Source organism: Thioclava nitratireducens, from assembly GCF_001940525.2.
GTDB lineage: Bacteria > Pseudomonadota > Alphaproteobacteria > Rhodobacterales > Rhodobacteraceae > Thioclava > Thioclava nitratireducens.
Genome location: NZ_CP019438.1, coordinates 65,007 through 83,776, shown reverse-complemented (window position 1 = coordinate 83,776; position 18,770 = coordinate 65,007). Strand labels below are relative to the sequence as shown.

Annotated in this window: 20 protein-coding genes; 9 read left to right on the top strand and 11 right to left on the bottom strand. The window is 61.5% G+C overall.

Annotation, left to right across the window (positions count from 1 at the left end):
* The first annotated feature begins 42 nt into the window (after positions 1-42).
* The 5 genes from tnpC (BMG03_RS19195) to BMG03_RS19175 all read left to right on the top strand — a co-directional run bounded on the left by tnpC (BMG03_RS19195) (position 43) and on the right by BMG03_RS19175 (position 4,401).
* The gene (gene tnpC, locus BMG03_RS19195) at positions 43-1,668 is read left to right on the top strand and encodes an IS66 family transposase (protein ID WP_075777368.1); all 1,626 of its coding nucleotides are present in this window, start codon (positions 43-45) and stop codon (positions 1,666-1,668) included.
* Positions 1,668-1,964: a hypothetical protein gene (locus tag BMG03_RS19190; protein WP_075777384.1), complete on the top strand. Its 297-nt coding sequence runs from the start codon at positions 1,668-1,670 to the stop codon at positions 1,962-1,964. The genes tnpC (BMG03_RS19195) and BMG03_RS19190 overlap by 1 nt, the downstream gene beginning before the upstream one ends.
* A gap of 93 nt (positions 1,965-2,057) precedes the next feature.
* Positions 2,058-2,405 carry an IS66 family insertion sequence element accessory protein TnpB gene (gene tnpB, locus BMG03_RS19185; protein WP_075777369.1) on the top strand — a complete coding sequence of 116 codons (348 nt, stop codon included), beginning with the start codon at positions 2,058-2,060 and terminating at the stop codon, positions 2,403-2,405.
* Positions 2,406-2,467: 62 nt separating this feature from the next.
* A complete protein-coding gene (gene tnpC, locus BMG03_RS19180) occupies positions 2,468-4,063 on the top strand; it encodes an IS66 family transposase (RefSeq protein WP_075777370.1) in 1,596 nt (531 codons plus the stop codon).
* Positions 4,063-4,401: a YnfA family protein gene (locus BMG03_RS19175; protein WP_075777385.1), complete on the top strand. Its 339-nt coding sequence runs from the start codon at positions 4,063-4,065 to the stop codon at positions 4,399-4,401. Before tnpC (BMG03_RS19180) ends, BMG03_RS19175 begins: the two co-directional genes overlap by 1 nt.
* Here the strand turns inward: BMG03_RS19175 and BMG03_RS21365 are convergent.
* Positions 4,385-4,699 (bottom strand): BLUF domain-containing protein, encoded by a 315-nt coding sequence (locus BMG03_RS21365; protein ID WP_075777371.1) that lies wholly within the window; start codon positions 4,697-4,699, stop codon positions 4,385-4,387. The two genes, BMG03_RS19175 and BMG03_RS21365, sit on opposite strands and share 17 nt — an antisense overlap.
* A 613-nt stretch (positions 4,700-5,312) precedes the next feature.
* Entirely contained in the window at positions 5,313-5,918 is a 606-nt protein-coding gene (locus BMG03_RS19165; protein WP_341865737.1) for a phosphatase PAP2 family protein, read from the bottom strand.
* Between the two features lie 308 nt (positions 5,919-6,226).
* Between BMG03_RS19165 and BMG03_RS19160 the strand changes: the two genes are divergently transcribed.
* Positions 6,227-8,332, top strand: a complete 2,106-nt coding sequence (locus BMG03_RS19160) for an LssY C-terminal domain-containing protein (protein WP_167733411.1) — start codon at positions 6,227-6,229, stop codon at positions 8,330-8,332.
* Positions 8,333-8,623: 291 nt separating this feature from the next.
* On the opposite strand, the gene BMG03_RS19155 is transcribed toward BMG03_RS19160, so the two are convergent.
* Genes BMG03_RS19155 through BMG03_RS19130 form a run of 6 tightly spaced genes read right to left on the bottom strand, consistent with a single transcriptional unit; the run spans position 8,624 to position 12,733 of the window.
* On the bottom strand, positions 8,624-9,970 hold the full coding sequence (locus BMG03_RS19155) for a dihydrolipoyl dehydrogenase family protein (RefSeq protein ID WP_075777373.1): 1,347 nt from the start codon (positions 9,968-9,970) through the stop codon (positions 8,624-8,626).
* 36 nt (positions 9,971-10,006) lie between these two features.
* Positions 10,007-10,336: a YnfA family protein gene (locus tag BMG03_RS19150; protein ID WP_075777374.1), complete on the bottom strand. Its 330-nt coding sequence runs from the start codon at positions 10,334-10,336 to the stop codon at positions 10,007-10,009.
* Positions 10,337-10,369: 33 nt separating this feature from the next.
* Positions 10,370-11,785, bottom strand: coding sequence for a mercury(II) reductase (gene merA / locus BMG03_RS19145; RefSeq protein WP_075777375.1), 1,416 nt, complete (start codon positions 11,783-11,785; stop codon positions 10,370-10,372).
* 12 nt (positions 11,786-11,797) lie between these two features.
* A complete protein-coding gene (gene merF, locus BMG03_RS19140; protein ID WP_075777376.1) occupies positions 11,798-12,028 on the bottom strand; it encodes a mercury resistance system transport protein MerF in 231 nt (76 codons plus the stop codon).
* Positions 12,025-12,321 carry a hypothetical protein gene (locus tag BMG03_RS19135; protein WP_075777377.1) on the bottom strand — a complete coding sequence of 99 codons (297 nt, stop codon included), beginning with the start codon at positions 12,319-12,321 and terminating at the stop codon, positions 12,025-12,027. Before BMG03_RS19135 ends, merF begins: the two co-directional genes overlap by 4 nt.
* Positions 12,322-12,334: 13 nt before the next feature.
* On the bottom strand, positions 12,335-12,733 hold the full coding sequence (locus BMG03_RS19130; protein WP_075777378.1) for a mercuric transporter MerT family protein: 399 nt from the start codon (positions 12,731-12,733) through the stop codon (positions 12,335-12,337).
* A gap of 74 nt (positions 12,734-12,807) precedes the next feature.
* Here BMG03_RS19130 and BMG03_RS19125 point away from each other — a divergent pair, with 74 nt between their 5' ends.
* Positions 12,808-13,266, top strand: a complete 459-nt coding sequence (locus BMG03_RS19125; RefSeq protein WP_075777379.1) for a MerR family transcriptional regulator — start codon at positions 12,808-12,810, stop codon at positions 13,264-13,266.
* A gap of 233 nt (positions 13,267-13,499) precedes the next feature.
* On the opposite strand, the gene BMG03_RS19120 is transcribed toward BMG03_RS19125, so the two are convergent.
* Positions 13,500-14,705 (bottom strand): IS256 family transposase, encoded by a 1,206-nt coding sequence (locus tag BMG03_RS19120; RefSeq protein WP_075777686.1) that lies wholly within the window; start codon positions 14,703-14,705, stop codon positions 13,500-13,502.
* Between the two features lie 194 nt (positions 14,706-14,899).
* On the opposite strand from BMG03_RS19120, the gene BMG03_RS19115 reads away from it, so the two are divergent.
* Positions 14,900-15,166 carry a helix-turn-helix domain-containing protein gene (locus BMG03_RS19115; RefSeq protein WP_075777334.1) on the top strand — a complete coding sequence of 89 codons (267 nt, stop codon included), beginning with the start codon at positions 14,900-14,902 and terminating at the stop codon, positions 15,164-15,166.
* A gap of 279 nt (positions 15,167-15,445) precedes the next feature.
* Here BMG03_RS19115 and BMG03_RS19110 read toward each other — a convergent pair whose 3' ends face one another.
* Both BMG03_RS19110 and BMG03_RS19105 read right to left on the bottom strand, forming a co-directional pair.
* Positions 15,446-16,126, bottom strand: a complete 681-nt coding sequence (locus BMG03_RS19110) for a hypothetical protein (RefSeq protein ID WP_075777333.1) — start codon at positions 16,124-16,126, stop codon at positions 15,446-15,448.
* A gap of 104 nt (positions 16,127-16,230) precedes the next feature.
* A complete protein-coding gene (locus BMG03_RS19105; RefSeq protein ID WP_075777332.1) occupies positions 16,231-17,649 on the bottom strand; it encodes a DNA methyltransferase family protein in 1,419 nt (472 codons plus the stop codon).
* Positions 17,650-18,093: 444 nt separating this feature from the next.
* Between BMG03_RS19105 and BMG03_RS19100 the strand changes: the two genes are divergently transcribed.
* Positions 18,094-18,558 (top strand): type II toxin-antitoxin system PemK/MazF family toxin, encoded by a 465-nt coding sequence (locus BMG03_RS19100; protein ID WP_075777331.1) that lies wholly within the window; start codon positions 18,094-18,096, stop codon positions 18,556-18,558.
* Positions 18,559-18,770: the final 212 nt, after the last annotated feature.

Sequence of the window (18,770 nt, the reverse complement as noted above, 5' to 3'; positions counted from 1 at the left end):
TGTTTTTATGGCGCTTCCTGATGGGGTGTGTTAGATGGTGGCATGTCAAGCGATGCGCCCATCCTCCCCGAAGATCCCGCTGTTCTGAAAGCGATGATCGCCGCCTTGCAGGCGGAAAACGCCAGGATGTCGGCGACGATCCGGGCGCATGACCAGCTGATCCAGACGCTGCGGCTGCGCATCGCGAAGCTCAAGAAGCAGGCCTTCGGAAAGTCCTCGGAGAAGATTGAGCGCGAGATCGAACAGCTGGAACTGGCGCTTGAGGATCTGTTGATTGCCAGCGCCGAAAGCGCCACCACCCCGACGGACGAAGACGAGGCGGATCCTGCCCCTGAGGCGAAGACCGGCGATGTGGACAAACACAAATCCCGCCGTCGTCCCCGCGTCTCGGAGGCTACCCCGCGGGAGCGGCGCGAGCTCGACCTCGGCAGCTGCTGCCCGGATTGCGGTGGCGACCTGCGGCTCGTTGGCGAAGACATGAGCGAGATGCTCGACCTGGTTGCGGCACAGCTGAAGGTCCTGCAGATCGCGCGGCTGAAGAAGTCCTGCCGCCGCTGTGAGAAGATGGTGCAGACACCGGCACCCAGCCGTCCGATCCCCGGTAGCATGGCGAGCGCGGCGCTCTTGGCCTGGATCCTCGTCTCCAAGTTCGATGACCATCTTCCCTTGTATCGCCTGAACGAGATCTTCGGCCGCATGGGGGCCGACATCCCGGACAGCACGCTGGTCGACTGGTGTGGGCGCGCCATGAAGGTGCTGGCGCCGCTGGTCGAACGGATCGAAGCCGATGTGATGGCCAGCGACCTGCTGCATGCGGACGACACCCCGATCCGGGTGCTGGACCGGTCCCTCAAGGACCGCGGCCTCGGCAAGGGGGTGAAGCAGGGCCGGATCTGGGCCTATGTCCGCGATCCACGACCTTGGGCCGGAACCGCGCCACCCGGGGCGGTCTACCGCTTCGCCCCGGACTGGAAGCAGGAACACGTGCATGGGCATCTCGCCCAGACCTGCGGCATCCTGCAGGCCGATGGCTACAAGGGCTACAACAAGCTTTACGAACCCGATCCCGATGGCACGCCCCGCCTGCAGGAGGCGTCCTGCTGGGCGCATCTGCGGCGTGACTTCCATGACGAATGGGACAAGACGAAATCCGCCATCGCGCGCGAGGCACTCGACCGCATCGGCGCGCTCTACGACATCGAGCGCGAGATCAACGGGCAGCCCGCCGAGATCCGCCTTGCCGCGCGGCAGACGCACAGCGCCCCGAAGGTCGAGGCCTTCTTCGCCTGGTCCGAAAGCCAGCTCACGCGGATCCCCGGCAAGGGGGACCTTGCGCGCGCGTTCCGTTATGGGCTGGCCCGCCGGGCCTCGTTCAGCCTCTTCCTCAGCGATGGCCGCGTTGCCATCGATAACAATCCAGCCGAGCGCGCCCTGCGTCCGATCGGCATCGGTCGGAAGAACTGGCTCTTTGCAGGCGCCGACACCGGCGGCGAAACGCTGGCCCGCGCCATGACGATCATCGAGACCGCAAAGCTGAACGGCCTCGATCCGCAGGCCTACCTCGCCGACGTGCTCGACCGCATCAACGATCACAAGATCAACCGGCTCGACGAGCTACTCCCATGGAACTGGACACCGGTCGCCGCCGCTCAGGCCGAGGCCGCCTGATGGCGACCGTCACCCATGTCTGCACGATCGACTATGTCGCGAAGATACTCGGCGAAGACCGCGAGTTGCTTGAAGCCATCGTCTCCAATGACGACAATCTGACCTACGGTGACATCATCAGCGTCTATACCAGTTCGGAAGAGGCCATTACGGCCCTCACAGACCGCGGCATCGAAGAACTCCGAGACATGCTCACTGCCGCGCGCATCACTCCCGAAACTTGGCATGAGTTGCTCGACGACTTCGTCCATGACGCCGATCTCGTCGCCCGCATCAAGGCCCAATCGCCGCGGTAGCAACCGGCCGGTTACGAACGGTCGCTGCCTCCGTTTCGACAGCAGCATGGATGGGGAGGCGCTGACCGGGCTGATCCGCGCGGTGGAAGCGGCATGATCGGCCCAGGCACCGGGGTCCGGGTCTACCTGGCGTGCGGCGCGACCGACATGCGGAAAGGAATTGCCGGGCTCTCAGCCCTGGCCCAGGAAGTGCTGCGCCAGAAACCCACCAGCGGCGCGGTCTTCGCGTTCCGCGGTCGAAAGGGGGATCGGCTGAAGCTGCTCTACTGGGATGGCCAAGGCTTCTGCCTCTATTACAAGGTCCTCGAGCGCGGACGGTTTCCTTGGCCGAACACCAAGGCCGGGGTCGCGCGGCTGACCTCTGCCCAGCTGGCGATGCTCTGGGAAGGGATCGATTGGAGGCGCCCGGACTGGGGCGCACCACCCGCGCGGGTCGGATAGATTATCTATCTGAATCCACTTGTTTTATTGGCCATTTCGACCTGTGCATGGTATCAGTCGGCATGTCCGATGATGCCCACATTCTCTCTGATGATCCTGCGGTCCTGAAGGCGATGATCGCCGCACTTCAGGCGGAGAATGCACGCATGTCGGCCACGCTTCAGGCCCACGAGCAGTTGGTTCAGGCTCTGCGCTTGCGGATCGCCAAGCTCCAGAAACAGGCCTTCGGAAAGTCCTCGGAAAAGATTGAGCGTGAGATCGCGCAGCTCGAACTGGCGCTCGAAGACCTGCTGGTCGCAGTTGCCGAGAAGCGTGATGGGGCAGTCGAGGAGGAGGTGCCTGCGGCGATCGATGCCGCTGTCGCTGAGATCAAGCCTCGTCGACGCCCGAGCGTCTCGGACACGACACCTCGCGAACGGCGCGAACTCGATCCCGGCTCCTGTTGTCCCGACTGTGGTGGCGACCTTCGCGTGGTGGGTGAGGATGTCAGCGAGTTGCTCGACATGGTCGCGGCACAGATGAAGGTGATCCAGATCGCGCGGGTGAAGAAGTCCTGTCGCCGGTGCGAGAAGATGGTGCAGCCTGCCGCCCCAAGTCGCCCTATCCCCGGCAGCATGGCTGGTCCTGGGCTTCTGGCCCAGATCCTCGTGTCCAAGTTCGATGATCACCTTCCGCTCTATCGCCAGAACGAGATCTACGCCCGGATGGGGGTCGACATCCCGGACAGCACGCTGCTGGACTGGTGCGGACGCGCCATGAAGGTGCTCGCCCCTATCATTGAACGGATCGAGACCGAGGTGATGGCCGCGCCGGTGCTGCACGCGGACGACACTCCGATCCGCGTCCTGGACCGGTCACGCCGGGACCGCGGCCTCGGCAAAGGGGTCAAGCAGGGGCGGGTCTGGGCCTATGTCTCGGATCAACGTCCTTGGGACGGCGCCGCGCCGCCCGGTGTTGTCTACCGCTTCTCCCCGGATCGCAAGGGGGAACATCCTCAGCGGCATCTGCAAGACAGCGGCGGTATCCTTCAGGCGGACGCCTATGCTGGCTTCAATCTGCTTTACGAACCACGCGCGGACGGCAGCAGCCAGTTCTGCGAGGCCGCCTGCTGGGCGCATCTTCGGCGCGACTTCCATGATGTCTGGGACAGCACAAAATCCGAGATTGCGCGGGAAGCCCTCGACCGGATCGGCAAGCTTTATGATGTCGAGCGCGAGGTCGCCGGTCAATCCGCCGAACTACGACAGGCCGCGCGCCAGACGCACTCCCGCCCCATGTTCGATGCCTTCAAGGTCTGGGCCGAGGCCCAGCTGCTGCGCATTCCGGGCAAGAGCGATCTCGCCAAGGCCTTCCGATACGGTCTCAGCCGCTGGTCCTCCTTCGAGCTCTTCCTCGCAGACGGCCGCGTTGGCATCGACAACAACCCCGCCGAGCGCGCCATGCGCCCGATCGGCATCGGACGGAAAAACTGGCTCTTCGTCGGCTCCGATAGCGGTGGCGAGACGCTGGCCCGGGCGATGACGCTCATCGAAACCGCCAAGATGAACGGGCTCGATCCACAGGCTTGGCTCGCCGACATCCTCGACCGTATCCATGATCACAAGATCAACCGGCTTGACGAACTGCTGCCGTGGCAGTGGAGCGCAGCCCGCCCATGATGAGCGCCTTCGCCTCCATCGGCATGTATGTGCTGGCTGCTCTCGCCGAGATCGCGGGCTGCTTCGCGTTCTGGGCCTGGCTGCGTCTTGACCGCTCCGCCCTCTGGCTTATCCCGGGCGCGATCTCCCTCGCCCTGTTCGCATACTTGCTGACGCGTGTTGAGGTCGAGTTTGCCGGTCGTGCATATGCGGCCTACGGCGGCATATACATCACAGCATCTATCGCATGGCTTTGGGCCGTAGAGAGGCAGATTCCGACCCGATGGGATATCATCGGCGCAATCTTTTGCCTGACCGGCATGGCGATCATCTTGGTCGCCCCTATGCTTCAGAAGTAACCTGCGGTCTCAATCGGGCGGTTACGGTGGGGAAAACGCGTGTTCGGATCAATCGAGTGCTGAGTAGCGTAATATTCGTGTGGCGCAGGTCGCAAATGATTTTCGCGTAAACGCTTTTCGTTTCGACTGGAGGGCCTTCTAAGGTTTGAAGGAGAAAGTTCCCGTCGAACAGCAGCAAACCGGTGATCCCAAGTCTCTGGTTTCGACTGAGGCTTTCAGAAAGGATCGAACTTATCTCGTCTGCGGGTTTGCGCAGGCAAGAAACACTCCGATATGAAATGGTTAGGAGGTCTTTCATAGACGATCTCTTGCACTTGACTGGCGAGTGTTGGCCCTGAGCAGAACGAGAGAGGTTGCCAGACCCGCGGCGATATGAACGACTAGCTAAGGCCTGAGCAAACTGCACGGCATGCGCCGTTCAGACGTGAGTGGCCGAGCTGCCGACGAAGATAAAACCCATCGGGATCAGAGTTCGTTCCAGGTTTTTTCCGTCCTGCCACAGGTCGGGTCTTTCATCCAGCTACGAAAGGAACCCGGCTGGGCTCTGTAATGTGGGCGCTTTCCAGACCGCCGGAAGTCGGAGCTTACGGTCTTTGTCACGAGCGAGAGGATTAGCTGTGATTTTCGTCTTATCGGCACGTCTCGGGATCGGAGAGGGACGACGCTAGGTATGATCGTTGCTTTGCCTCTAGCCTCCCGGAGAGCCAATCGCGCTGGATCACCCGCGTTTGGATGGCAGTGTGCACCTCTCGCCATCCGCTGGTGATCGTCGAGCTCCGCCTAAATTGAAGCCGTGCCCCCCACGCTCAGGCAATTTCGAGCGAGATCCGATATTTACGCCACCTTTTCTGCGGCCAACCAACTTTCTCTCGAGCAATGAATGCTGCTCCACCAATAGTCATAACGCTTTGTTAAAGTATGCTTTTCGCGAAACGATCGAATTTGCTGTTTTCTCGATAAAGCGCCCGGACGGCGATTGTCGCCACGATCCCGGTGGCGGCGCCTCCCAGAACGTCGGTGACGTAGTGGGTGCCGACGTAAATGCGCGACAGACAGATGAGGAAAGCCATCGCGAAGAATGCCAGCGCCCGCCACGGAAGCCTCTGAAGCGCAAATGCCATGGCGACTGACATCGAGGCAGTGGCGTGGTCGGACGGAAAAGACCAGTCGGCGCTCTTGGCGATAAGAAGGTTGGAGACTCCGGCGTCATATGGGCGCACGCGGTGGATGAAGAGCAGGATGCCCTGATTGATCGCAAGCCCCAGAAGGAACGCAAGTCCGGCGCAGATTGCGACATGACGCAGATGCTGCCGGTTTTCCCGGCTCCACCATTGCAGGACGACGACGAGCACGATGAAGGGCACACCCGCTTGAGTGATTGCGATCATCGCTTGATCGACAAAGGGGATGTGGCCCGCGAAGGAATTGATCCAGTGAGTAATCGCAGCGTCCATTGCGAGCCTTTCATCAAACAGGTAAAGCCCGGCAGGCAACTCGATGAGCACCTGGTGCATCATCTACGCAGGCTTAATGTCATCGTTCATGGATTGCACGGGCTGAACGAAATAGCTGGCGAACTTGTGTTCCCCCGCGTCTCGGTCTCATCGTCCTTAGCCAAGCCCAAATCCTAACCCCAGGAAAGATACTGGGAAGTCCCTCTGGATTGCGTCGGGAAGCACCAATGAATGCGCCGCATATCATACAGCGCGGCCGAATTGTAGCTCTCCAAGCGATGCCTGTCCCTGCCGCTCACAAATATCCCCCGGTTTGCGGAGCGCCTCGCGATAGGCATGACACCGACTTCATAACAACGTATTACTCTGGCATGGGTTTTTCACTCGACCAGATCTTGCCGTCTCTCCAGAGCTTTGGGCTCTGGTCATACTGGATCATAGGATTCGCCGCGCTCTTCGAAGCGGTTTTCGTAACCGGCATCTTCATTCCCGGAACCCTCGTTGTGGATGCGGGCGGCCTGCTCGTTCAGCAGGGCGCACTCGATTTTCTCGATCTGGTCTGGTTCGTCGCGATCGGTTCGGTCGTGGGCGGCGAAATCAGCTTCTGGCTCGGCCGCTGGTTGCGCCGTGGGATCGAGAAACGCAGGAAACTGGAGGACTCAAAGAGTTATCGTCGAGCGGTCCGGCTCTTTGAACGCTATGGCGGATTCGCACTGGTGCTGGGCCGTTTCCTTGGACCTGTATCCGGGCTCGTCCCGCTTGCTGCCTCGGCCGCTGGCATGCCGCGACGCCGCTTCCTTTTATGGAATGCCATCAGCGGCTTCCCCTACGCGCTCGCGCATGTCGGCTTCGGTTTTGTGATCGGGCATGTCGCATCGAGCCTGGGCCCATACGCCTCGCGGCTCGGTCTCTTCGCCGTGGTGGTCCTCGTCGCATTGCTGCTGCTCTGGTGGGTGATTTTGCGGATCTTGCGCCTGATGCCCTTCATGATCTCGCTCTTCACCTCAATCGGCCACGCCATCCGCGAGAATCCCGACGTGCAGAAGTGGTCGAAGCGGCACCCGAAGACTGCTGCTTTCCTCGCGCATCGGTTCGACCGAACGCAGTTTTCCGGCCTGACGGCTACGCTTCTGGGTTGCGCGACCTTTTATATTCTTTGGATTTGGCTCGGGTCGGTCTTCGACTTCCTAATGGCCGAGCCTATCGTTCTTGTGGACACACGGTTGGCAAACCTTATCCACGCCTTCTGGTCACCGGAGCTGCTGCGTCTCGCGGCGCATGTGACCGCGCTCGGCGATTGGCGCGTCATCGGGCTCGTTGGCGCGGCGGCTGGAGTTCTCCTCCTGGAGCGGCGGCGCCCGGACCTGCTGGTGGGTCTATGCATTGCTCTGGGCGGTGATCTCGCATCGGTGAATCTACTCAAGCGTATTTTCCACCGCCCGCGCTCCGACCTCGGCTATTTCACTGAGGTCTCGGGAAGTTTCCCCTCCGGGCATGCCGGGCTGTCGGTCGCCTTCTACGGATTTTTGTTCTTCATCCTTTGGCGTGTAAAGTTGCTCCGGGCGCCAGCGGCCCTGGTAGCCGCTGTTACCTTGGCGTTCTTCGTTGGGCTTAGCCGGATATATCTCATTGAACACTATCTATCCGACGTTCTGAACGGCTGGCTCGTCGGCGCGATCTGGCTGCTGGCGGGCGTCGCGATATCAGAATGGTGGCGCGACAGCAGGCCGTTGCAGCCCTCCCCGGATAGAAGTGGGCCTAAGCAAATTGCGGCCTTCGGGTTCGCTGCGTTCTGCGTGACCACAGCTGCGTGGCCAATCGTGAACTACGACAAGGCGCACAACGTTTCGATCCCGGTCCAGGCAGACATAAAATTCGACACGGTGGACGCGCTCGTCGGCTCAGGCCGTCTGCCCGGCAGCACGGAATCCGTCGCCGGAACGGCCCTTGAACCGATCAACATAATGCTTCTGGCGCGCGATGAGGCGGAGGTAGAGAAGGCGCTCGACAAGGCCGGCTGGGTGCGGGCAGCAGATCCCGGATTTGCGACGCTGACGCGTGCAGCGATTGCTGCCTGGAGCAACGGTGCCGACGCTACCGCTCCGGTGACTCCATATTTCTGGGATAATCAGCCGAATGATTTGGCCTTCCAGAAGCAGACCCAGGACGCCACTTTGCGAAAGCGCCATCACATTCGGTTTTGGCGAACGAACTTCGTGAACGCCAAAGGCCAACGCCTATTTGTCGGCGCCGCAAGTTTTGACGACGGACTCAACTGGGGCGTCGACTGGGGTTTGCTGCACCACATCGACCCGAATGTCGACGCGGAGCGCGATGGGCTGGTCAAGGATCTTCGTAGCGCCAATCAGGTCGCTGCCAGCAGCACCCTCCGGCTGTCACAACCACGGCTCGGGCAATCAGTGGCTGGCGACCCATGGTTCTCGGACGGCATCGCGGCGATACTAAAGCTGCGCTGAGGGCAGTAAACCGAGCCTTCGAAGCTCCAAGCAACGTGCGTTGACACAGTAACAACTCGACCGCCGGTGGCAATGCAAAGTCACAGCGCGGCGCGTCGATACCCTTTCCGTCCATCGCGGGTGGCGGCACCTCGAGTTCAACAGATTTTCGTTGCAACACTCCTCAACGTCCGGTCAGGACCGACAAGGCGATCAGCAACGGCAATGCCCCATGCAACTCCACCGCAAGGCGGCTTCCAGCCCGGTATGACGAATGCTGTTCGAGGCGGGGATGGCCGCGATGCACAGCGCTTAGAACATTGACCCGATGTCCGACGCCCCCGTGGGATAAGCCGCTGGCATGGATTTCACCTGCTTTACGGTCAGCCCCAGTTTGATCGCCAGAGAGAAGATATTGATGAACTCGGCAGCGTCAGGACCGAACATGTGCGCGCCGAGGATCTGCCCGCCGTCGCCGGCGATGATTTTTGCGCCCGCGTGACTTTCACCCAGCCGTTTCTGCGAGAACCAACTCGAGGTGTCTGTGAAGCTCACGTCGACTTCGCCGCGCTCGCGCGCTTCTTCCTCGAGCAATCCGACGCGCGCCAGTTCGGGAATCGTGAAGACCACACTCGGCACGCCGATGTAGTCGGGCGCCGTGCGCTTGTCCTTGAGCATATTCGAAGCTGCAATCTTGCCCTCGAAGACGGCCACTGGGGTTAGCGGCTTGCCGGGCGAGGCGGCGGCGTCACCTGCCGCAAAGACGCGCGAGTTCGACGGCGATTGCAGCCAGGGCGTGACCTTCACGCCGCCATTTTCGATCTCAATTCCGGCGGCGGTGAAGTCGAGTTGGTCGATGGCGGGCACGCGGCCAGCGCCATGCACGACGAGATCGGCTTCGGCGATATGGTTCTCACCCGCCTTCTGGTAGGCCACGCGGTGCTTCCCATTCGCGCCCTCGATGCGATCAAGCGCAGCCTCAGTCACGATTTCGATCCCGGCGAGGCGACTGCGGTCGAGCAGCATGTCGACAAGATCGGGGTCGAACATCTTCAGCTGCTGCGAGCCGCGATCAAGGATCGTCACCTGAGCACCGGCGCGCGCCGCGATATGCGCGAACTCGAAAGAAACGTAACCGCCCCCGACGAAGACGATCCGGCGCGGCAATTCGGCGAGATTCAGGAAATCGGTGCTGTCGATCAACTGCTCGGCACCGGGGAAGTCCAGTGGCCGCGGTTTCGCTCCCGTGGCGATCAGCGCGTGCCGGAAGGCAAACTCGCCATTACCGTCGATCGCTATCCGGTTTTCGGCGATGAAGCGGGCGCGCCCGCGCAGGCACAGCACCCCTGCATCGCTGAGCCCACCCTCAATACTCTCGGGCACCGGGTCGGTGAAGCTCTCCTTGTGCTTCGTCAACGCTGGCCAGTCGATCCGGACCTCTCCTACAACACCCTTCCCATCGAGCCGCTGCGCGGCCTCGACAGCTTCGGCTCCTGCACGCAGCATCTTCTTCGGGTCGCAGCCCCTCAGCGCGCAGGTGCCGCCGTAGGGGAGCTCGTCGACGATGGCGACGGACCAGCCGGCTTTGCTGCATTTCTTCGCCGCGTTAATGCCCGCCATGCCCGCGCCGATGACGATCAGGTCGAGGGTATCGATCATCTCTACTCCTCACTCTCTCATGTTGGCTTCATTGGTTCAGATCGGCGCCCGTGGGCCTGCGATGATGATCCCAGCGCCGAGAAGACAGAAGCTGACGCCGATCAGGTCCCACCGATCCGGTCGCACCCCTTCAACGGTCCACAGCCAGACCAGGGAGACGGCGATATAGATGCCGCCATAGGCCGCGTAGGCCCGTCCGGCGGCGGCACTGTCAGCCAGCGTCAGGAGGTAGGCGAACAGTGCCAGCGAGGCGATGCCTGGCGCTAGCCACCAGATCGACTTGTCCAGCCGGAGCCAAGCCCAGAAAGCGAAACAACCGGCGATCTCGGCAAGTGCGGCCGCGATATAGGCGGCAAGTGTCGGCATGGGATCTTCCTTCTCCTGTGGTCATCGAGGCTCCTACCCCGCACAGCAACTGAGCGCGGCCACGTCCTTCTCGAAGGTCTGCGCAGCGAGCTTCAGTCCCTCGACAGTGGTGAGATAAGGCATAATCGTGTCGCCCAGTTCCTCGTAGGTGAGCCCCGCCCTGAGCGCCATCGCAGCGGTCTGTATGCTGTCGGCACCCTCCGGGGCGAGGATCTGCGCGCCGATCAGCCGCTTGCTCCCCGCCTCTGCCACCAGCTTTATCACCCCGCGTGTGTCGCGAGCAGCGAGCGCGCGCGGCACGGCGTCGAGCGGCAGGACCGATGTGACTACCTCGCGCCCTGCCGCGCGCGCCTGTGCCTCGCTCAGACCCACACCCGCCACCTGCGGGTCGGAGAATACCACCCAAGGCATCGTGTCGTCGTCATAGCTGCGTGCCTCGCCTGCCACTGCATTTCGGGCCGCGAGCTTGGCGCCGTAGGCTGCCATATAGACGAACTGGTCGCGCCCGGTGACATCACCCGCGGCCCACACCAAAGGGTTCGCCGTGCGCATGTGCTCGTCGACGACGATCCCGCCCTGCCCATTGGTCTCGATCCGGGCGGCGGCGAGGTTCAGACCATCGCTGTTCGGCACCCGCCCAGTGGCGAGCAGCAGCCGCTCGGCTTCGAAACTTTCACCGCTCGTGGCGATCAGGCGCATGGTATCGCCGTAACTTGCCACGCTATCGTAGCCTGAAACACGCGCCAATCGGATGCCCTCTTCTGCAAGGTAGCCTTCCAGCGCCTTAGAGATCTCTGGCTCGGCCTTCGGCAGCACGCCGCTTCGGCTTATCAGCGTCACGGCGACACCGGCACGAGCGAAAAGCTGCGCCAACTCCACGCCGATGTAACCCGCGCCGAGGACCAGCATTGATGCGGGCAACTCTATGAGCTCCAACGCCGAGCTGCTGTCGAGGGCACCGACCTCCTCGATACCGGGGATCGCTTGCACATGTGGTCGGGAACCGGTCGCGATGACGATCTTAGTCGCTGGAAAGGCTGCGTCGTTTACAGTCAGCTGACCGTCGTCGTCGAACCGGGCGCGACCTTCGACATAATCGATGTTCTCGTGCCGTGGCAGGACGTCAGTGTATTTCGCCGCACGCAGGTCCTCCACGAGCGCTTGCTTTTGTGACACTGTCGTTGCCCAGTCGATAACTCGGGCTTCCCCCTCGATACCGTCGAAGCGATTTATCGCGCGTGCGTGCTGCAGGCCTTCTACCGCGCGGATCAAGGCTTTGGAGGGCACGCAGCCCACGTTAACGCAAGTGCCGCCGATCATGCCGTCGCCGATCAGGGCAACGCGCGCGCCGGCCTCTGCAGCCGTGATGGCAGCCGAAAATCCGGCCGAGCCGGCACCGATCACGGCAAGGTCGTAGGTTCTGTCCTTGGAAAAGCAGAAATCTTTCATATCAGTCCCTCTTCAGTTCGGGTCCCGTCGCCGCCAAAGCGCATAGAGGGTGACTCCGACGAATACCACGAGCGTCGGTAGCAGCACGATGTCGAGCCAGCCCAGAAGGGCGGAGAACCCGACCGCGCCCAGCAGTACTACCAGAATCGGGGTGAAGCAGCATAGGGCTGCAACCATGGCGCCGATCAGCCCATATTTCAGAAGTCGGTCATTCTTTCGGGAGCACGTATGGCTATCGGTCATGACCCGCCCCCGTCAGCTAGGGCTGCACCGTAGCCGACGCCGGTGACGGCTGCGATGAGTGCTTTGGGATCGGTGACGGCATCGTCGTAATGCAGGACATAGATGCCATCCTCGGCCTCGCCTTCGACGAACTCTGCGATCTTGACCGACTCCACGCGCTTGAGCGCGGTCGCCACGATGTAGCTACAGGAGGGGCAGGTCAGCCCAGTGACGTGTAGCCTGGTCTGCGCCTCGCCTGCCAGCGCCACGACAGGAGCGAGAAGTAGAATTGCAGTAATAAGGATGCGTTTCATCGGTAACTCCATTTCAGAACGTCAAAACGAAGGGGGCGACATAGGGAAATGCTAGCGCCAGCAGCACCACGACCAGCGCTCCCCAGAGAAGCGCTCGCATCAGGGCGCGATCCACTGGGCGAGCACAGGTACCAGCGCCGCACTCCTCGATTGGGACCGGGCGGTAGGCCTTCCAAAACCCGTAGCCAAGCGCGATGGTCGCGAGAGAAAGTGTGAGCCACTTGTAGGCGTAGAGGGCGGTGAGTTGACCGATGAATACGCCGGTAGCGCCGAGGCTTACCAAGACAAGCGGCAGGATGCAGCAGGAGGTCATCGCCAGCGCGCCTAGCAACCCGGCGCCGGTTGCAGCCCATCCGGCCCTATCCGGTCTTTCTGCAGCATGTCGTTCGGTATTGGTGGTTTGCGACGTCATCGCTTCGCTCCTGTTGTCCTTCGGCGAGTAGCAACGTAGGGTCTGTAGCAACTACAGGATCAAGGAGAAATCCAGTGTCCGACGATCACGCCAACGCGAGCGAAATGAAGCGTTCCGACCTCGCTCGCCTGACAGGCTGCAACCTCGAGACGATACGCTACTACGAAAAGGTCGGTTTGTTGCCCGACCCGCCACGCAGCTCCGCTGGGCATCGACGCTACAGTGATGCCCACGTCGAACGGCTGAACTTCGTGATGCGAGCACGCGAACTGGGCTTCACAATGGAGGAAATCCGCGAGCTGCTCTCCCTTGTCGATCGCGGCAGTCATACCTGCGCAGAAATCGAACGGATGGGGTCCCATCATCTGGACGTGGTCCGCGCAAAGATCCGCGATCTTCAGGCGATTGAGATCGTTCTCGACCGGACCATCGCACGCTGCACAGGCGAAGAAACCCCGGATTGCCCGCTGCTTGAGGTTCTCATAAAGGGGCCGATTAAGCGGAAAAAGGAGGACGGTCTGTCTGACTATTGACCGTCGGCACGAAGTGTCGAACAAGTCCGTTCGCCGCCAATCTTTCTCGAGCGACCTTCCGCTTGCGCAGCGCTACTCAAGCCGTTTCGCCGAGATGAGAGATACCGCGCGACGCCGCCAATGGCCGCTTTCGGAATGCGGCACTGCGGCGCAGTGAGCTTGAACGAAGTTGCGGTTCTGGCCGGTCACGTCCGTCAAGGTGGTGTAATTTCCCGGATGGCCTGAGGGCATGATCAGGCGGCTTTCGTGGTTATGCTGAGAATGGGGTCGATCTCCTCCTTGTCGATCTGGGCGAAGGCCTCGACCATCATGTAGCGGCTCGAGGTCTGCCACTCGTCATTCTGCTCGAACAGCACCGCGCCGATCAGGCGCATGATGGACGCCTCGTTCGGGAAGATCCCGACGACGTCGGCGCGGCGCTTCACTTCCTTGTTCAGACGCTCGATCGGGTTGGTGCTGTGCAGCTTGGTGCGGTGCTGGCGGGGGAAGGACATGTAGGCCAGCACGTCGTGCTCGCTGGCGTCCATGAGATCGGCCAGCTTTGGCCAGCGCGGGCGCAACTGCTCGGCCACCTTGCGCCAGGTTTCGCCGGCATGGGCGCGGTCGGGCTGGTCGAAAGCTTGGCGGATCGCTGCGGCAACGACGGTGTGTTGCCCGCGCGAGACGTGCGCCAGAGCGTTGCGCATCCAGTGAACGCGACACCTCTGCCAGGTCGCTTCGAAGACCCTGGCGATGGCCGCCTTGAGGCCGGTATGGGCGTCGCTGATCACCAGCCTGATGCCGCCAAGGCCCCGAGCGCGCAGGGAGCGAAGGAACTCGGTCCAGAAGGTCTCGGCCTCCGAGGGACCGATCCCCAGGCCGATGATTTCCCGGCGCCCCTCGGTGTTGGCGGCCACCGCGATTATCGCCGCGACCGGCACGATCCGGCCACCCTGACGCACTTTCAGGTAGGTCGCGTCGAGCCAGACATAGGGCCATTCGCCGGTCAGCGGCCGGTTCAGGAACTCGCCGACCCTCTCATCTATGTCCTTGCAGAGCTTCGAGACCGTGCTCTTGGAAATGCCGTTCAGCCCCATCGCCTGCACCAGCTCGTCCACCCGCCGGGTGGAGACGCCGCTGATCCACGCCTCCTGGATGACGGCCACCAGCGCTTGTTCCGAGGTTTTGCGGGCCTCCAGGAAGCCCGGGAAGTAACTGCCCTGCCGAAGCTTGGGCACCCGCAGGTTCAGTGTGCCCAAACGGGTATCGAGAGCGCGCTCTCGATACCCGTTTCGCCAGGTCGTGCGTTCGCCGCAGCGTTCATGCCGACCGGCGCCGATCAGGCCGTCAACATCGGCCTCCATGATCAGTTGCAGGACAGCCTCGGCGATGCTGCGCAGGAAGTCTCCTTGATCGTGCTTGGCCAGAAGCGCGGACAGGTCCATGTTGGTCTTGGTCATCGGGGTCTCCGTAGGGTTCGCGGTTGAAGTCGCCAAACTCCACCTCGACCATACACCTCGATGGCCACCCGGGATTACACCTTTGACGGCGCAGAAATTACACCACGTCCTCGGACACTAACTTCTGGCCGATTGTTTCCAGGCCTGACAACTCGAAGCTCCCACCGATACTCAATCCATGCTACAAGCAACGGATGAAGAACTTTCGCGACAAAATGCTAGAGGTGCGCCCGGAGATCGCAGAGCGCGAGGCCGAGTTTCCGGACAAGATCGATCTCGCGATGGAACTCCGTGCTCTGCGCGACGCAGCCGACCTAAGCCCGGAACAGGTCGCGACTCTTTCGGAGTTGTCGCTCGAAGACGTTCAGACCTGCGAGTCGCTCACCGGAGAGATGCCGGAGCCCGACCTTGTCGCAGCTTATCGCTCTGCGATTAACAAGCATTCGTCTCTGCAAACTTAGCCCGGGGCCAAGAAATCACAGGAGGCCCAACGGGCGATCAACGGTGCGTTTATCTGGAAACGAATACAAGCCTGAAGAATTCGGACATGAACGCCGAGAGAGGTGCGCGCTCAACACCCCCTTCGACCAGTACCGTGCAGCTGGTCGAAGTTCTGTCGCTCGGCGGAGCTCAGCGCAACTCATACGAATATCGGTTCAGCGCCGAGCATCCCCCTGAAACTCCCCTGCATCAGTGCGCTAGCTCTCAACACCCTGAGCCGCAGGCGACGCTTTCTCTTCTCAGCGGCCAGCGACTTGAGCAGAGTTCACAAGCGGCCAATCTTCGAAGGTGACCTCGAGAAGGAGGCGTTCGCGTGAATAGACTGTGCCGAAATCGATCGCCCGTTCGACCGGGTCGCCTGTGAAGGCGTCGAGCCGATGAAACCCCGGCCGAACCGGCTCAGCCATCTCTCGGCATTTCCTTTCGAGACGTTTCGCCTCTTCCCATTCTTCGTCGATGCGAAGATGCGCGATGGCCCGGTCCAGCTTTTTCTGCTCCTCGCGGAATTCGCGCGTCTGCCGCTCGTATTCTTCCAAGGTTTTCGCGCCGCACTGAGGATTTGCACCGAAATATGCATCGACAGCGCCCATTGTCTCGTCCCAGGTTTCGCCGCTCATGATGCACTTCGGTGCGATGGGGATCTCCCACGGGCCTTCCCGATACGGCGTGACGAATGAGGTATCGAGCCATTCCGAGGCGAAGCCGAGCACACAGCAGTAACCTGCCTTGTCCAACTCGTGTTCGCATTTAGTGTCGAGGAGACTATTGAGCTGGAACTCGATCTCGTAGCGGAAGCCTTCGAGTTGGACTGTGTCGTAACAGCGATCATCACGCTGATCGACGGGATCGATGTCAAATTGATCTTCATCGATGATGTATTCGGGGAACAGGAGGCAGTTGGTGATGAGATACTGAAGCATTGGGTGCCTTTAGTTTGGTATCAGGAAGCCGAAGAAGCAGAGCGTTGTCTCGCGCCTCCGGTGAGGAGCCTTGCGAACCCGATGGACTCGCAAGGCCTTCGTCATCAAGCACGCGTCATGACCGCAGCCCGCACGAGATCGGCGATCTCCTCCCGGCGATTGGCGATAACGACCGCCAGCAAGTGCTCTCCCACGATAGGCAGGCCCTTTTCGTCCTGGATGCGTTCGGCGTGCACAGAGACATTTTCGCCAGTGATGGTGATCTCCGCGACGACCTGCACGCGCGTAGCGGCAAGCTCAAACACGAGCTCCGCTTCGAGGAAGAGCAGATCCTCGGTATGAGCGTAGAGTTCGAAATTCCGCACCGAGAGATTTGCAGTCTTCAGTTCAGAGACCCGGGTTTTGCTTTGCATGATATTTTGTCCTGTTTTGATAAAGTGAGAGGTGCGCACAGCCGGGGTCCTAGCGGGCCGCGCGAGGCGGGGCGAGGTTTCCGGAGTGGTTTGACTCGAATTTTGCGGGGGAACATCGCGCGACGCTTTCTCGCTGAGGGACCGCAGCTTGGGCTCCAAGCGCAGTGCTTCGCGCGGCGATTGGCAACGCTCCTCTTTATCGACATCCCCCGGACGATCTTCGCGAGACGCCTCCTTGGAGCCGCCGTCACCGCAGTCGAACAAGTTACTCGCAGCCTGCCCTTTCGCGGCGAGCAGCGCTTCGTAGAGCGCGACAACGTCACTTTGCGCGACCGAGTAATGCGCAACAGAATCTTCGCGCACCTCGCTGAAATCCAGCTGCGCGAAGCGCTCGCGCAGCCATTCCGCACTGACACCCTCGGCCGCTTTCACAAAGAGATGCGAGTTCGGCGAGCGATGCGCAGGATCGTCGAAAATCCGGCCCGCGACGCCGCCCACGCGACGGATGGCGAACTCCGCCTCAGCGGCATCGCAGAAGACGAAGTCCGGATGGCTGGTGCGAACCGGCGCCTCGACACGCGGGTGGTCGCGACGCTCCCAGATCTGAAAGACGGTGCGGACAGACGCGGGTTTGCCGTCGTAGCAGAAAGCCCCGCTCGGCAGAAGGATTTCATCCACGAGATGGAACATCGCGTCGAGCCTGCGCCGCACCGAAGATTTCCGCACCGAGCGGGGCAAGATCATCGCGATCACCTGTGCATGCTCTGCCGCCCGGTTGAAGAAGGCGACCGCTGTGCTCGTGTTCCGACCGAAGGGCGGGTTACCGACGACCACATGACGCTGGAACCCGCCCGACGGCGTCCAGTCGAGATAGTCTGCGTAAGTGAAGCCGTCCGCGGCGGGAACGAGGTCGAACCCGATACTGGTCTTCGGCATCAGCTCGAGAAAAGCGCCGGAGCCCGCGGACGGTTCGATCCACAGGTCACCGGCTTGGACGGGATAGAGTTCCGTAAGCCGGCCGTAACACGTTTTGGCAAATTCGGGCCGCGTGAAGAACTGATCGAGAGCGGAAGAGACGCAGGTCGGTTGAGCGGGGACGTGAATAGTCATGAGGACTTCTCCTGATTGATGTGAAGGGGAAGTCGAGCGGTCCCGGAAAAACAGAAATCAAAAGATGAAAAAAATTCGAAAAAATTTTCATCGACGCCTTTCATCGATCAAATCGGCCCCCGGAACGACGAACGTGGTGCGAAGACTGGCGATGAGAAACGGGTGTGCAGAATGGCGGCGCATTGGCTTGAACGCGCCCTGCGTAGGGACGCCGGGTCGAGGCTTCGGCAAGGCCAGAACCGGCTGTGCTGATCGGTCCGCCGCAGCATCGCCGCGAGGAGAGCACAACCTCTGCAACTCACGAACAGGCAGCAAAGTCAGAGAGTAATAGAGAGGCAGCCTGCGATTGGCTTTTCTGTCGCGCGCTCGATGTGACGCGCGACAGAAAAGCCAATCACGGCCTCTAACGACGCTCGTGCGTCATTCCGAGAATAGGACTGACACATGCTTGATACCTCCAAGACGCGCCCTGCCAAATCGCCGCGCCCGAAACCCTGGTCTGAAACGATCAAAACGGGCGACATCATCTCCTATCGCTTTCCCCTGAAAGAACGGCAGACAGAGGAGCGCCCCAAGCCTCGTCCCTGCCTCGTGCTTGCCGTCTCCCATCACAACGGTCAGCGCTGGCTCTGCATCGCCTACGGGACGTCAAGCCGCAAAAAAGCGCTCAACCCGCTTGGGATCGAGCTGTCGCTCACCGCCGCGATGGCCTGCGGCCTCGACCGCGCGACCGGTTTCCTCGGTTCGCGCACGCGCGTGATCCGAACCAACGACCCCGCGCTCTGCGTTTGCCCGGACCTGCGCACCCCGGTTCTTGGCGCTCTGAACGGCCGGGCGTTCGAGAGGATGCTCTTGGTGCAAAAACGCCTGCTCGCCCAGCATGTGGCCGCTGTAAAAAGCCCCGCTTGAAGATCAAGCAACCCCGAGCCACCGACCCGTCGATGGCGCTCTCGAAGCGAAGCGCCATCGCGGCCCCAGCGGCTCGTTCAGCACATCAAAACGGACCTTGGCCCATCTCCGAGATCTCGCGCTTCGCCCACCTCACCTCAATCGAAATGGCTCCCTAGCGGGGCCGTTCTTGAAGCCCGCGGAAAATCCGCTGGGCACGACAGAAGGATCTG

What these genes read in the sequence shown, in the direction of transcription:
- tnpC (WP_075777368.1), top strand. Translation starts at nt 43, where the DNA reads ATGTCAAGCGATGCGCCCATCCTCCCCGAAGATCCCGCTGTTCTGAAA.
- BMG03_RS19190 (WP_075777384.1), top strand. Translation starts at nt 1,668, where the DNA reads ATGGCGACCGTCACCCATGTCTGCACGATCGACTATGTCGCGAAGATA.
- tnpB (WP_075777369.1), top strand. Translation starts at nt 2,058, where the DNA reads ATGATCGGCCCAGGCACCGGGGTCCGGGTCTACCTGGCGTGCGGCGCG.
- tnpC (WP_075777370.1), top strand. Translation starts at nt 2,468, where the DNA reads ATGTCCGATGATGCCCACATTCTCTCTGATGATCCTGCGGTCCTGAAG.
- BMG03_RS19175 (WP_075777385.1), top strand. Translation starts at nt 4,063, where the DNA reads ATGAGCGCCTTCGCCTCCATCGGCATGTATGTGCTGGCTGCTCTCGCC.
- BMG03_RS21365 (WP_075777371.1), bottom strand. Translation starts at nt 4,699, where the DNA reads ATGAAAGACCTCCTAACCATTTCATATCGGAGTGTTTCTTGCCTGCGC.
- BMG03_RS19165 (WP_341865737.1), bottom strand. Translation starts at nt 5,918, where the DNA reads ATGATGCACCAGGTGCTCATCGAGTTGCCTGCCGGGCTTTACCTGTTT.
- BMG03_RS19160 (WP_167733411.1), top strand. Translation starts at nt 6,227, where the DNA reads ATGGGTTTTTCACTCGACCAGATCTTGCCGTCTCTCCAGAGCTTTGGG.
- BMG03_RS19155 (WP_075777373.1), bottom strand. Translation starts at nt 9,970, where the DNA reads ATGATCGATACCCTCGACCTGATCGTCATCGGCGCGGGCATGGCGGGC.
- BMG03_RS19150 (WP_075777374.1), bottom strand. Translation starts at nt 10,336, where the DNA reads ATGCCGACACTTGCCGCCTATATCGCGGCCGCACTTGCCGAGATCGCC.
- merA (WP_075777375.1), bottom strand. Translation starts at nt 11,785, where the DNA reads ATGAAAGATTTCTGCTTTTCCAAGGACAGAACCTACGACCTTGCCGTG.
- merF (WP_075777376.1), bottom strand. Translation starts at nt 12,028, where the DNA reads ATGACCGATAGCCATACGTGCTCCCGAAAGAATGACCGACTTCTGAAA.
- BMG03_RS19135 (WP_075777377.1), bottom strand. Translation starts at nt 12,321, where the DNA reads ATGAAACGCATCCTTATTACTGCAATTCTACTTCTCGCTCCTGTCGTG.
- BMG03_RS19130 (WP_075777378.1), bottom strand. Translation starts at nt 12,733, where the DNA reads ATGACGTCGCAAACCACCAATACCGAACGACATGCTGCAGAAAGACCG.
- BMG03_RS19120 (WP_075777686.1), bottom strand. Translation starts at nt 14,705, where the DNA reads ATGACCAAGACCAACATGGACCTGTCCGCGCTTCTGGCCAAGCACGAT.
- BMG03_RS19115 (WP_075777334.1), top strand. Translation starts at nt 14,900, where the DNA reads ATGAAGAACTTTCGCGACAAAATGCTAGAGGTGCGCCCGGAGATCGCA.
- BMG03_RS19110 (WP_075777333.1), bottom strand. Translation starts at nt 16,126, where the DNA reads ATGCTTCAGTATCTCATCACCAACTGCCTCCTGTTCCCCGAATACATC.
- BMG03_RS19105 (WP_075777332.1), bottom strand. Translation starts at nt 17,649, where the DNA reads ATGACTATTCACGTCCCCGCTCAACCGACCTGCGTCTCTTCCGCTCTC.
- BMG03_RS19100 (WP_075777331.1), top strand. Translation starts at nt 18,094, where the DNA reads ATGCTTGATACCTCCAAGACGCGCCCTGCCAAATCGCCGCGCCCGAAA.